Raw genomic sequence first — 13311 nt, 5'->3', positions numbered from 1 at the left:
CTTCGTGTTCCTTCGGCGGGCCCTACTGCCAGGGCGTGCCGGTGAGGAGTTCGTACGCCTCCAGGTACTTCGCCCGGGTCGCGTCCACGATCTCCTGGGGCAGCGCCGGCGGCGGCTGCTCGCTCTTGCGGTCCCAGCCGGAGGCCGGCGAGGTCAGCCAGTCCCGGACGAACTGCTTGTCGTAGCTGGGCTGGGCCCTGCCGGGCTCCCAGGCGGCGGCGGGCCAGAAGCGTGAGGAGTCCGGGGTCAGCACCTCGTCCGCGATGATCAGTTCCTCGCCGCCGTCGGCCGTGGGGGCGAAACCGAACTCGAACTTCGTGTCGGCGAGGATGATGCCGCGCTCGCGCGCGATGTCACGTGCCCTGCTGTAGACGTCCAGTGTGGTGCCGCGCAGCAGGTCGGCGGTCTCCTCGCCGACCTGGCGGGCCACCTCTTCGAAGCTCACGTTCTCGTCGTGGTCACCGACGGCCGCCTTGGTGGCGGGGGTGAAGATCGGCGCCGGGAGCTCGGAGCCGTCGACGAGCCCCTCGGGCAGCGCGAGACCGCAGACCGTACGGGACTCCTTGTACTCGACGAGGCCGGAGCCGGTGAGGTAGCCGCGGGCGACGCACTCGACCGGGACCATCCGCAGCGACTTGCAGATCAGGGTGCGGCCGGCCCAGTCCGCGGGGGCTCCGGCGGGGAGCTCCGTGGACAGGACGTGGTTGGGCACCAGGTCGGCGAGCTGGTCGAACCACCAGAGCGAGAGCCGGGTGAGCACTCGGCCCTTGTCCGGGATCTCGGTCGGCAGGACCCAGTCGTACGCGGACATGCGGTCGCTGGCGACCATGACGAGGTCGCCCGCCTCGTTCCGGTACAGGTCGCGCACCTTGCCCGTGTGCAGGTGGGTGAGCCCCGGGACCTGCACTGGCTCGGGCTTTTCTACAAATCCGGACACGCTGCCTCCGCGTAGGTTGATCCAGGAGTCGTTCCGATTCTCCCGTATCGGGGTGCGGTGGGGTGGAGCGGGGGCGTCCGTGGCGCCGACTGCTGTGGGCCCAGGAGCGGTTCGGGCGAGGTTCAGTCGCGCTTGCAGATGCGGTCGAGGAGGTTGGCGGTGGCCCGCTGGATGCGGGGGTCCACATGGCCGGGGCGGTCCAGTGCCGGGGACCAGGCGAAGGTGCCGGAGGCGAAGACGATCGCGCCGGACGGGGCCCGGTACACGGATGTCTCCTGGTGACGCTTGACGCCTTCGCTGTCCAGGTACGGGGAGTGGGCGAGCAGGATGCGGCTCTCGTGCTCGGGGAGTGCGGTGCGCGGGAAGTAGCGGTCGGCCTCGCCGGCGACCAGGCCGTCGAGCTCGTCGCCCTCTCCCGCGCCCGTCGCCTCCCAGAGCCAGTGCTCGGCGTTCCGTACGACCAGGGGATGGGGGTCAGGGACCCTGCCCGCGTACTGGATCCCCAGGAGCTGCTGCTCGGGGCGGTCGATCTCGCGCCAGAGGGCGGGCTTCCCCGGGCCGCGCCGTTTGCGGCAGGTGAGCAGGCGGTCCGGGACGCCGGACGGCGACGGGGCGAGGCCGACCTGCCAGTACATGGTGTTGGCGGAGAGGAAGACCAGCGAGGTGCCGCCGTCGCGGGCGCGTTCGACCGTGCGGCGCATGGGCACCGACCAGTACTCGTCGTGGCCGGGGAAGACCAGGCCCCGGTAGCGGGCCAGATCGACGCGGCCGGCGTGCAGGTCGCGGGTGTCGGCGTACGCGATGTCGTAGCCGTACCGCTCGGCCCAGCGGATGAAGTCGTAGGCATGGCCGACGTGGAGCGGCAGACCGGCGCCCGCGTAGGGGCGGTCGAAGGAGACGGTGACCGCGGCGTCCTCCTCGCCCAGGAGGCAGCCCTGCTCGTCCCAGGCGTGATAGAGGCTGGCGCCGGTGCGGCCGTCCTCCGGATAGAGGTTGTACGCCTGCCAGGTGATGTCCGGCAGGACCAGCAGCAGATCGGCCGGCTGGTCGTCGCGGACCGTGAAGGGGATGTGGGAGCGGTAGCCGTCCATCGTGGTGAGCACGGCGACATACGCGCCGATCGACCAGTAGCTCGGGATCTGCAGCCGCCAGGACTGCCACCAGTGGTGGCAGGAGACCGTGCGGTCGGCGGTGAGCGGCGCGGGCTGCACGATGCCGGAGAGCCGGGGGCTCGTGGTGATCTGGGCGGCGCCGTCTCCGCCGTAGTGACCGATGCGGTAGATGTCCACGGAGAACTGCTGGGGCGGGTCCACGGTGATGTGGAAGTCGATCGCCTCGCCGGGGGCCGCGGCACCCGTGGAGATGAAGCCCTTGATCTGGCGGTGCACGTCGTCGGCCGTGCGCGTGCCGCCGTCGGTGGAGCCGCGGGCCAGGGCGGGGTCGGCGTACCAGGGGACGACCTGCCCGGTGTCGTCGAAGTAGTTCTCACTGCCGCGCAGCCAGGGCAGGGGGCCCTGTCCGAAGGGGTCGGAGACGGCATGCGCGAGGGCACCCGACTCCCACCGTCGAATGTGCTCCGCCCCCATACCGTTTCCCTCCCTCAAGTCCCCCGAGACAACAGTCGATGGTCGGTGGCCGACGGCCGGTCGCCGGTGGTCGATCGCCCGTGGTCATGCGTCATCAGGGCGCCGACAGCGATGCGCCGACTGTCAGCGTCAATCCCCAGCACATCACATAACGCATGCAGTCCGTCACCGTTCGTCGCGAATTGACGTGAACGGAACGTACCGTTCCGGGTGTTCGGTGTGACGGACGGGACTGGCGGGTCAGACGAGGCGCACGGGCTTGTCGGTGCGTACGCCGATCGAGGCGAGCCAGGTACGCAGCGGTTCCGCGTCCCCGTCCTCCACCAGGCTGAGGACGGGACTGCCCAGGTCCGCCCGGCGCTCGCCGTCGACCAGCAGCGCGGGGCCGTCGAGCCAGTCGAGGCCGGGCGCCGCGCCGGCCGTGTCCACCGCCGCGCAGCAGACCATCGCCACGACGTGGTCGGCGAGCAGCTCCGTACCCGTACGGGGCGGCTGGAGCAGGAAGAGCGGGAGCGGGTCGGGACCCCAGGGATCCGGGGCATTCCCGCCGGTGCCCGCAGCGGCCGGGGCGCCCGTCGGACCGGACGCGCCACTGGCCCGGTGCTGCTGGGCCGACTCCTCCTCGCAGGCCACCGCGGCACTGATCCCGGCGGCGAGCTCCTCGCCTCCCCCGGCCCGGCCCGCCAGATGCTCGACGACACGGGCCAGCGTGGGCACCCCCATGGCGGGCCCCGCCGCCGGGGCGGGCGCGGCGGTCATCGAGTCGAGGACGCGGTGCAGGCGCGCGGCATCGGTGCGCCACTTCCGGTCGACGACCTCGTCCGGGTACTGCTGCCAGTCGACCGGCGACCAGTCGGGACCCGGCCGGGCCGGGCCGCCGTGGAACAGCCGGGCCGCCAGCAGCGATGCCGCCTCGTCGGCCGCGCCCGGCTCCTCCAGGAGGTCGCAGGCGGGGCGCTCGCCGAGCCGGGAGGCGAATCCGTCGGCGAGCCGGTCGCGCCGGGACAGCTCGGTGAGTGCGGACACCACGCCCGCGTCCAGCCGGGACGGCCAGCGGCCCATCCGCCAGGCGGGCAGGGCGACCCGGGTGAGCAGCCGGTCCCAGCCCGCGTAGGCGAGGCCGACCTGCTCCTGGGCGACGATCCGCAGACCGTGGTCCACACCCTGTGCACGGACCGACGCGGCGGCGGCGACGCTCCGCTCCATCTCCGCCGCATGACTGCGACAACTGCGCAGCAGCAGCCTGGCGATCCACCCCACGAAGGCACGGGGCACTCTGCGCACCCCGGCCAGCGGTCCCGGCACGGGTGCGGCGGCATCGGCGACCGCGCCGTCGAGCCCCCGCACGAAGCGGCGGGCCGCGGCTATGTCGGGATGCGCGGACGGGCCCGTGCCCGCGACGACCGGGGCGAGCACCGCCCGTAGCTCCGCGACCCGCATCCACCACAGGAACGGGGATCCGATGACCAGCACCGGGGCCGCCTGGACCCGGCGGCGGGTCCGGGCCGCGGAATGCGCCGCCTGATCCGCGCCGGGGCCCGCGGCGGGCTGCGCCGACGGGTGGGTGCGGTCCTCCAGCCAGCTGTCGCAGTCGGGTGTCAGGGCTATGGCCGAGGGCGCGGGAACCCCGAGCCGGTCGGCGAGGTCCCTGACCAGGCGATAGAGATCGGGGGCGGCCTTCTCGGGGAGCGGGACGGTCGGGCTGACCGCCGGCCTCGCCCGTACGATCGCGACCCCGACGGCCGCGGCGAGCAGGAGCACGACGACCGCGCAGACCGACACGGCCCAGCGCGCCGTGTCCCAGCCGCTGCCCACGGCGAGGCCCTGGGCGCCCGCCACGAGCAGCACGACGGCCACCGCCGCCGGCAGGATCGCCGCGGCTGTCGCCCTGCCGCGGATGCGCAGCAGGGCATGAGCTCGGGCACGCGCACTCGGCGCACCCAGCTCCTCACTTGTACCGGTACCGGACACGGCCGGACGTCACCCCCTCTGCCCCCGCGGCGGTGTTGTTCACTCCCCCACTGTGGCACCCGTCACTGACATCGCAATGCCAGTGGGCCAAGTGCCGGAATGCTTGCGCCGCACCCTAGTTGGGGCCTCGGCGGGCGTCATCCGGATGGCTCAGCCGTCACTCGATGGAATGGCTTTGGGCAAAGGTGCTGACGCGCCGCCGTCCTTGAGGCAGCGGCGCGTCGGAGCGGGTCGGCGAGGGCGCGGGCGCGGGCGGGATGCGGGTACGGGATGCGGAAGAACGGTCTGGGCCCTCCGCGACCCGTCTCAGCCCTCCGCGGCCTTCCGGGCGATGTCCGTGCGGAGCTGCGAGCCGTCGAGCCGGATCCGGGCCGCCGCCGTGTAGGCGCGCTCCCTGGCGCTCGCGAGGTCCTTGCCGGTCGCGGTCACGGACAGCACCCGGCCACCCGCACTGACGATCGTGTCGCCCTCCCGCCTGGTGCCCGCGTGCAGGACGTACGCGTGCGGGGCATCCTGCGCCGCCACCTCGTCGAGCCCCTCGATCGGGTCGCCCGTGCGCGGCGTACCCGGGTAGTTGTGCGAGGCGATGACCACGGTGACCGCGGCCTCGTCGCGCCACTTGAGCGGGGGCAGCTCGTCGAGCGTGCCGTTGGCGGAGCCGAGCAGGACACCGGCCAGCGGGGTCTTCAGGCGGGCCAGGACCACCTGGGTCTCGGGGTCACCGAAGCGGGCGTTGAACTCGATCACCCGGACGCCGCGCGAGGTGATCGCGAGGCCCGCGTACAGCAGACCGGAGAACGGGGTGCCGCGGCGGCGGAGTTCGTCGACGGTCGGCTGGAGCACCGAGTCCATGACCTCGTCGACCAGCTTGGGGTCGGCCCACGGGAGCGGGGAGTACGCGCCCATGCCGCCGGTGTTCGGGCCCTCGTCGCCGTCCAGGGCGCGCTTGAAGTCCTGCGCGGGCTGGAGCGGCAGCACGGTGGTGCCGTCCGTGATCGCGAAGAGGCTCACCTCGGGGCCGTCGAGGAACTCCTCGATGACCACGCGGTCGCAGGCCAGGGCGTGGGCTCGGGCCGCCTCGACGTCGTCGGTGACGACGACGCCCTTGCCCGCGGCGAGACCGTCGTCCTTGACGACGTACGGGGCGCCGAAGGCGTCGAGGGCGGCGTCGATCTCGGCCGGGGTGGTGCAGACGTAGCTACGGGCGGTCGGGACGCCGGCCCCGGCCATCACGTCCTTGGCGAACGCCTTGGAGCCCTCCAGCTGGGCCGCCTCGCCGGAGGGGCCGAAGCAGGGGATGCCCGCGGCGCGCACGGAGTCGGCGACCCCGGCGACGAGCGGCGCCTCCGGGCCGACGACCACCAGTTCGGCGCCCAGGTCGGTGGCGAGGCGCGCGACGGCGTCGCCGTCGAGGGCGTCGACCGGGTGCAGTTCGGCCACCTCCGCGATACCGGCGTTGCCGGGAGCGCAGTACAGAGCGGTGACGTCGGGGTCGAGGGACAGAGAGCGGCACAGGGCGTGTTCGCGGGCGCCGCCGCCGATGACGAGGACCTTCACGGGGTGCAGCCTAGCCGCCGGGGCGCGGCACCCTTGACGGGACGCCGCTCCGTGGACACCCCGGGGAGCCGCGGCGGACGCCTCGGGCCGCCGGGGCGCACCCCGGCCGCCGCCCGCTATTCGTTGGTGAACTCCTCGACGACCGTGGCGCCCAGCTCGCGGACGATCAGGTCGTGCCCGGAGAGCGCCGAGTCGACGAGGTCCGGGTCGTCGGCCTCGGGGGTGTCGTCCTCGGGGGCGACCGCGCGCGGCGGCTCGGGCGCGGAGTACGGCTGCGGTGCGGGCTCCGCGGCGGACGCGGCACCCGACGGCTGGTGACCCGGCTGCTGGTGGCTCGGCTGCTGTTGCTGCGGAGAAGCGGCCGGGCGGGGTTCGTAGCTCTGCTGGGGTGCGGGGGTCTGGTACTGCTGCGCGGGCGGGGCGGCGGGGCGGCCGCCGCCGGTCTGCGGGGGTGCACCGGCGCCGCCCGAGGGGTCGACGACGGCCTCGATCTTCCACTGCGCGTTGAACCGCTCGGCGAGGGCCTGCCTCAGCACGTCTTCGCTGCCGCTGCTCGCGAAGTTGTCGCGGGCGCCGGCGTTGAGGAAGCCGATCTGGAGGGTGCTGCCGTCGAAGCCGGTGACCTGGGCGTTCTGGCTGAGCAGGATCCAGGTGAACCGGCGGCGGTTCTTCACTGCCTCCAGGATGTCCGGCCACATGTTCCGCACCTGGCCGACGCCCTGCGCCATACCCGGACTCGGCTCGGCGGCGGCCGGCCCCGGGGGCGCGGCCTGGGCCGGAGCGGCGGCCGGGGCGGCCTGAGGAACGGGCGACTGGCCCGGGGCGGAAGCGGTCGGCCAGCCGCCGGGGCGCCGGCCCGATTCCGGCGCGGCCGCGGTGGGCCAGGCACCGGGACGCTGACCGCCCGCCGGAGCCGGGGCCACGGCCGGCGGCTGCGGGGCGACGGGGGCCGCGGGCGGGGCCACGGCCGGGGCGGGGGCGGGCGGCGGTGCCTGGACCGGCGCGGGCTCCTCGCCCCGTACCGCGGCACGCGCGGCGGCGGGTCCCGCACCGGGCTGCACGACGGGTGCCGGTGGCGCGGCGGGCGCGGGTGCGTGGGACAGGGCCTCGGGCCCGGGTACGTACCCCATGGCGGGCCCCGGGCCGGTGGTCGCGAAGGAGGCGCCCCGCTCCAGCCGGTCGAGCCGGGCCTGCAGCGAACGCTCGTCGTCGAAGGCGGCGGGCAGCAGCACCCGGGCGCAGATCAGCTCGACCTGGAGACGCGGCGAGGTGGCCCCGCGCATCTCCGTGAGCCCCTCGTTGACCAGGTCGGCGGCGCGGCTCAGCTCCGCGGCACCGAAGACGGACGCCTGGGCCTGCATCCGCTCGACGACATCGGCGGGGGCATCGATCAGCCCCTTCTCCCCGGCGTCCGGCACGGCGGCCAGGATCACCAGGTCGCGCAGCCGCTCCAGGAGGTCGGCGACGAAGCGGCGCGGGTCGTTGCCGCCCTCGATCACCCGGTCCACGACCTCGAACGCCGCGGCCCCGTCGCCCGCCGCGAAGGCGTCCACGATCGAGTCGAGCAGCGAGCCGTCCGTATAACCGAGCAGCGAGGTCGCCATGGCGTATGTCACACCGTCGTCGCCCGCGCCGGCCAGCAGCTGGTCCATCACCGACATCGAGTCACGCACCGACCCGGCCCCGGCCCGCACGACGAGCGGCAGCACACCGTCCTCGACGGGGCTGTTCTCCCTGCCGCAGACCTCGGCGAGGTAGTCGCGCAGCGTCCCCGGCGGCACGAGACGGAACGGGTAGTGGTGCGTACGCGACCGGATCGTGCCGATGACCTTCTCGGGCTCGGTGGTCGCGAAGATGAACTTCAGGTGCTCCGGCGGCTCCTCGACCACCTTCAGCAGGGCGTTGAACCCCGCCGACGTGACCATGTGCGCCTCGTCGATGATGTAGATCTTGTAACGACTCGACGCGGGCCCGAAGAACGCCTTCTCCCGCAGATCACGGGCGTCGTCCACGCCACCGTGCGACGCGGCGTCGATCTCGATGACATCGATCGACCCCGGCCCGTTGCGCGCGAGGTCCCGGCAGGACTGGCACTCCCCGCACGGCGTGGGCGTCGGCCCCTGCTCGCAGTTCAGGCAGCGGGCCAGGATGCGCGCGCTGGTCGTCTTGCCGCAGCCGCGCGGACCACTGAACAGGTACGCGTGATTGACCCGGTTGTTCCGCAGCGCCTGCTGCAGCGGGTCGGTGACATGCTCCTGCCCGATGACCTCGGCGAACGACTCGGGGCGGTAGCGGCGGTACAGCGCAAGGGACGACACACATACGAGGTTATCCGGGCGGACCGACAACCGGCCCCGGACCGTACGAAGCACCGCCCCGGAAACGCAAGGGCCCCTCACGCACCCGCCAGAGCCGACCTACCCTTGCTGCCTTCCGGCCCTGGGGGAGTTCAGTCAGATAGCGCCACGTGAGGGGCTGACGCCCACCTTAGCCGATCCCCACCCCTGCCGGTCCACTCCCCCACCCACCGGAGACCCCGCGCACGAGCCCGAGAGAGGTCCGAGGGAGGTCCGAGGGGAACGGGTTCGCGAGCACTCCTCAACGTCTTGTATTGTTTGCCGCGGAGGATTCGCCTAGTGGCCTAGGGCGCACGCTTGGAAAGCGTGTTGGGGGCAACCCCTCACGAGTTCGAATCTCGTATCCTCCGCCATTGCTCTCACCGGGCAATACGTCGAAGGCCCCCGCAGCTCGCTGCGGGGGCCTTCGACGTTGGTGGTCTCAGTTAGCCGGCCAGACCGGGTTTCCTCGGCGGACTCCCGTCCGCCTTCGCTCCGCGACATCGTTCCCGTCGCCATCCGAACCCAGCTTCAGGAGCAGTGCGCCGCAGCGGCAACTGCCCATCGCATTTCGGCAGCGGACGGGGCACTCCTGTTCGCGCCACCGTGAGAGCACCATACGGGTCCACCGCATCAGGGCCGAGCAAACCCGGATCCACACCCGGCAGCTGAGCACTTACGCCCCTGTGGATAACTCACGCGGCCGAAATTCTCCCTAGTAGGGTCGAGATGTGGCCACTCCCCTGTTCTTCGACACCGCCCTCCGCACCCTTCCTGCTGTCCCCGCGGAGGCCGTGGAGCACGGTGAGGTCTTCACGCGACGCTGGGTGGTCGAACTGATCCTCGACCTCATCGGGTACACAGCCGATAAGGACCTCTGCGACGTGAAGCTCGTCGAGCCGGCCTGCGGATCGGGCGCCTTCCTAGTCGCTGTCGCGTCACGGATCAGCGCCTCCTGCCGTACGCACCATCGCCCCCTCGGGGACGCGACGGCGGCCGTGCGCGCCCTGGACCTGTTGGACCGCAATGTCCAGCAGAGCCGAACGGTCATCGAGAGGCAGTTGGCAGGCGAAGGGTGGCAGGCTGAGGAAGCCCGCCAGGTGGCAGCCGCCTGGGTCGAACAAGGCGACTACCTGCTCCAACCCGATGCAGACCACCGAGCGGACTACGTGGTCGGCAATCCCCCGTACATCCGTCTCGAAGATGTCCCCGACGACCGGATGGCTGCCTACCGCAGCGCCTGCTCCACGATGGGTGGCAGGGCGGACATCTACATCGGCTTCTACGAGGTTGCGCTGCGAAGCCTCAACCCTGGTGGGCAGCTCGGCTTCATCTGCGCCGATCGCTGGATGCGGAACCAGTACGGCCGTCGTCTCCGACAGCTGGTAACCAGCCACTTCAGCATGGACCTGGCTCTGGTCATGCACGACGTAGATGCCTTCGAGGATCAGGTTTCGGCCTATCCAGCGATCACGATCATCTCGAATCGGCCCCAGGGCGAAGCAGTGGCAGCGGACACCACTCGGGCATTCGGCAGCGCTCAGGCCAACGACTTCGCCGCCTGGTACGTGAAGGACGCGTTGGAGTCGATCACTACCCCGGTGTTCCAGGCCGCCCGCATGCCGCATTGGTTCCCCGGCGAGGACTCATGGCCGGCCGCCTCACCGGCGAGGCTGGCCTTCCTTGAAGAACTCGCCGCACGTTTCCGGCTCCTGGAGGACAGCCAGACCGGGACCCGCGTCGGCATCGGCATCGCCACCGGCGCCGACAAGGTCTTCCTCACCGACGACGACACCTTGGTCGAGAGCGACCGGCTACTGCCTATGGCCATGGTCCGTGACACCACCAGCGGCACCTTGAACTGGAACGGCACCTACCTGATCAACCCGTGGACAGCCGAAGGTGACCTGGTCGACCTCACTGCCTACCCCCACCTCGCCTCGTACTTCAAGGAGCACGGTGCTGCGCTCCGCAAGCGATACGTCGCGGTCAAGCAGCCTCAGCGCTGGTACAAGACGATCGATAAGGTCGACCACCGTCTGACGCGGCGCCCTAAGCTGCTGTTTCCGGACATGAAACTGACGATCCATCCGGTCCTCGATGAAGGTGCGCTGTACCCTCACCACAACCTTTACTTCATCGTCTCGGACGTCTGGGACATGCGCGTACTCGGTGGTCTGCTGCTGTCCAAGGTCGCAGAAGCGTTCGTGGAGGCATACGCGGTCAAGATGCGCGGGGGAACCCTTCGGTTCCAGGCGCAGTACCTCCGCAAGATCCGCGTGCCCGACCCGGCATCGATCAGCGAAAGCGACCGAGACGCCCTCGCGGATGCCTTCGACAAGCGCGATGTGAAGGCCGCCACGGAGGCCGCCTTGCGCGTCTACGGACTGGCCGAGCTGCCTGACTAGTTGGTCGTCGGCGGCTGGAACGGCATGACGGCGATGCCCTCGACGGCGAGCGGCGCCGGGTCGAGGTAGGCCATGCCGCCGGTCCCGCACACGTACGTGCGGGCGCCGGTAACGGCGCAGAGGTCCGCGAGCCGCTGGGAGCGTCCCGGCCGGGAGGGCAGATCGCTGCTGGCGAGGATCTGGCCCTGCCAGCCGAGTAGGTCCAGAAGCAGGCGGGTGGAGGCTTCGGCGACGGCGGCGGTCCTGCCGGTGTCGAAGGTGTCCAGCACCTCGCCCAGGACCCGGGTGAGGGCCGTCCAGTGTGGACTCGTTCCGTAGTTTTGCCGCAGCACCCCTGCGGTTTTCCGGCGGGCTCGGCTGGGATCGTCGATCAACGCGTCCCGGATGAGAGTCGACCGCCCGTAGGGAAGGCGTGTGGGGATGGTGAGCCACTGCTGACGATCTGGTTCGTCGAGGGCCCCGAGGCGGGCTCGGTGCTCGTAGTCGCGGCGGGTGAACTGAACGTCGTCCAGGACGATCCAGTAGTCCGCCGCGAACAGCTTGGCCAGCGTGGTCAGTCTCGGGAACAGGTTGGGCTGGTGGATTGCGCACAGCCCGCCCGGCTCCGGCAGGTCAGGAAGAGATGAGACGGCTGGTGAAGCCGTCACGGATGAGGGATTCGTAGGCTCCATGCACGTCCTCCGGGACCTCCTGCTCGATGGCGAATCCGAGCTTCGGATACTCGATGACCCGCTGGAGATCGCCGACGAGCATGTCCAGGACGAGCTTCTCGTCGCCGATGGACTTCACGTAGTCGTCGAACTCCAGCGGCTCCGACGCGCAAAGGATCTCGATGTCGGGCCACAGCTCGCGGGCGGTCGCGAACGACCGCCGTTCCATGTAGGGCTTGGAGACCAGCAGCACCGTCTTCGGGGTGATGCCGGCGGCGGCGAGGACCTCTCGGGAGAGGGTGATGTTCTGCCCGGTGTTGCCGGCGTCCGGTTCCAGCAGGATCGCCTCGGCGGGAACGCCTAGGTCGATGGCGTGCTCGCGGAAGTGGACGGCCTCGCCGCGCGGGAAGACCTTGGCGGTGGTGGGGCTGTTGCCGCCGGTGAAGACCAGGGTCGGGAACAGCCCGGCGCGGTACAGCTCGGCGGAGTGGGTGGCGACTCCGAGGTCGTGGCTACCCAGCCCGATCGCCACGTCGACGGGCCGCAGCTGGTGGTGCATCTGGTGGTAGTCCCAGATAAGCGCGGCCCGGCGCCACTGGTCCTCGGTGATGGCCTGCTGGTTGTCGCTCACGCGTCTCTCCCTGGTCACCGTCGCCGGGGGCCGGTCGGCCCGTCGTTCATGGCCTTGATGCCCTCGATGCTGCGCAGTTGGTGCACGAGTCCGTACTGCGCGGCCGTGCGGGTGGCCTGATCGAGGATGTGGAGTCCATCATCCCGGGTCGCGGCGTCGGAGAGCAGGATGTGGCCGTGGGCAGTGTCCAGCCGTACGCGTTGCATCGGGGAGTCGGTGGCTCCGCTGCTGCGGGCGATGTCGATGAAGTGCAGAGCCTGGGTGAGATCACCGGCGCCACGGCGGGCGAGGGCGAGTTTCTGGTGGGCCACCGACCAGTCGTCGGGTTCGGTGAGGTCCTCGAAGTCGCGGGTCGCGGCCTGCATGACGCGGGTCGCATAGTCGTGCCGACCGTTCTTGCTCAGCGCCGTGCCCACCCACAGACGGGCCCTGGCGCGGTCCCGGAGGGAGAGCCGGTCGTCGACGGCGAGGGTTTCGTAGTGGCGGGCGGCAATCTCCAGCTTGCCGGACATTTCCGTGACCACGGCGAGGGAGAGGTCGAGCTGGGCGACACGACGCGGGATGTCGAGCTGGGTGAAGACGGCACGAGCCCCGGCATAGGAGTGCTGGGCGGAGAGTGGGCCGAGCACAGAGCCTTGGTCGCGTTTGAGGTCACCGAGAAGCGCGGTCGAGCGGGCGAAAAGGTACAGGCCCTTTTCGTCCAGTTCCTGAGCGTTGAACCGCACCAACCAGCGACTGAGCAGGCTGTCAGCGAAGGCGAAGTACTGACGGGAGAGCGCGACCACGACGCGGTCCAGGTCCTCCGCCCACGATTCGTACTCCCAGGCTCGGGGGCCGGCAGCAGTGACGCGTCGTCCGGCACCTTGCACGGTGCTGGCCATCTCCGACAGGAGCGTCTCGAAGCGCAGGTGGGCGGTGGCGTCCGCACGTCCGAGGGCGGTGTCGAGGATGGCCTGGGTGTCGGGTCTGGGCTCGGTTTCGGCACGCTTGCCCTCCCACTTCGAGACCGTCGCAACGGCCACGCCGAGGTGCTCGGCAAAGGCCCGCACACTCAAGCGCAGGGCGAGACGCAGTGCCCTGGCCTCCAAGCCGGTCCAGTGGTGCACGGTTGCCACGCTCACTCCCTTCCACCGTCATCGAAGCAGACGCGTGTGGGCGGCGGGACGAAAGTGGAACGGAAGTGGAACGGCAGGTGATTGGCCAGGAGTTCGGGGACCTCCATGCTCAGGATCGTC

At 71.1% G+C, this 13311-nt stretch carries 8 protein-coding genes, 1 tRNA gene, 1 other RNA gene and 1 pseudogene; 2 read left to right on the top strand and 9 right to left on the bottom strand.

Translation table 11 applies throughout. From position 1 onward, the window contains the following. Positions 1–22: 22 nt before the first annotated feature. The 6 genes from BT364_RS31065 to ffs form a co-directional block, all read right to left on the bottom strand. Positions 23–937, bottom strand: coding sequence for a phosphoribosylaminoimidazolesuccinocarboxamide synthase (locus tag BT364_RS31065; protein WP_072488567.1), 915 nt, complete (start codon positions 935–937; stop codon positions 23–25). Positions 938–1059: 122 nt separating this feature from the next. Further along, a complete protein-coding gene (locus BT364_RS31060) occupies positions 1060–2523 on the bottom strand; it encodes a N,N-dimethylformamidase beta subunit family domain-containing protein (RefSeq protein WP_072488566.1) in 1464 nt (487 codons plus the stop codon). 240 nt (positions 2524–2763) lie between these two features. Then, complete coding sequence (locus BT364_RS31055) at positions 2764–4494, bottom strand: M48 family metalloprotease (RefSeq protein WP_072488565.1); 1731 nt, start codon at positions 4492–4494, stop codon at positions 2764–2766. Between the two features lie 306 nt (positions 4495–4800). Continuing rightward, positions 4801–6051, bottom strand: a complete 1251-nt coding sequence (gene purD, locus BT364_RS31050) for a phosphoribosylamine--glycine ligase (RefSeq protein ID WP_072488564.1) — start codon at positions 6049–6051, stop codon at positions 4801–4803. Positions 6052–6167: 116 nt separating this feature from the next. Continuing rightward, positions 6168–8369 (bottom strand): DNA polymerase III subunit gamma and tau, encoded by a 2202-nt coding sequence (locus tag BT364_RS31045; protein WP_072488563.1) that lies wholly within the window; start codon positions 8367–8369, stop codon positions 6168–6170. A 66-nt stretch (positions 8370–8435) separates the two neighbouring features. Further along, positions 8436–8530: signal recognition particle sRNA small type (gene ffs / locus BT364_RS31040), an RNA gene on the bottom strand. A 143-nt stretch (positions 8531–8673) separates the two neighbouring features. Here ffs and BT364_RS31035 point away from each other — a divergent pair. Both BT364_RS31035 and BT364_RS31030 read left to right on the top strand, forming a co-directional pair. Beyond that, positions 8674–8761: transfer RNA gene (locus tag BT364_RS31035), tRNA-Ser, on the top strand. A 357-nt stretch (positions 8762–9118) separates the two neighbouring features. Then, complete coding sequence (locus tag BT364_RS31030; RefSeq protein ID WP_079179704.1) at positions 9119–10795, top strand: Eco57I restriction-modification methylase domain-containing protein; 1677 nt, start codon at positions 9119–9121, stop codon at positions 10793–10795. A gap of 2 nt (positions 10796–10797) precedes the next feature. On the opposite strand, the pseudogene BT364_RS31025 reads toward BT364_RS31030, so the two are convergent. From BT364_RS31025 to BT364_RS31015, 3 genes and pseudogenes are all read right to left on the bottom strand, one after another. After that, positions 10798–11466, bottom strand: a pseudogene (locus tag BT364_RS31025) (WbqC family protein); the annotation flags it as partial. Next, entirely contained in the window at positions 11408–12076 is a 669-nt protein-coding gene (locus tag BT364_RS31020; protein WP_072488562.1) for a YdcF family protein, read from the bottom strand. The gene BT364_RS31020 and the pseudogene BT364_RS31025, both read right to left, overlap by 59 nt. A 14-nt stretch (positions 12077–12090) precedes the next feature. Then, on the bottom strand, positions 12091–13191 hold the full coding sequence (locus BT364_RS31015; protein WP_072488561.1) for a helix-turn-helix domain-containing protein: 1101 nt from the start codon (positions 13189–13191) through the stop codon (positions 12091–12093). Positions 13192–13311 lie beyond the last annotated feature (120 nt).

The sequence above is a fragment of the Streptomyces atratus genome (genome assembly GCF_900119365.1).
GTDB classification, from domain to species: Bacteria; Actinomycetota; Actinomycetes; order Streptomycetales; family Streptomycetaceae; genus Streptomyces; species Streptomyces atratus_B.
Note: the sequence above shows the minus strand (reverse complement) of the source record. Positions and strands in the feature narration are given on the sequence as shown.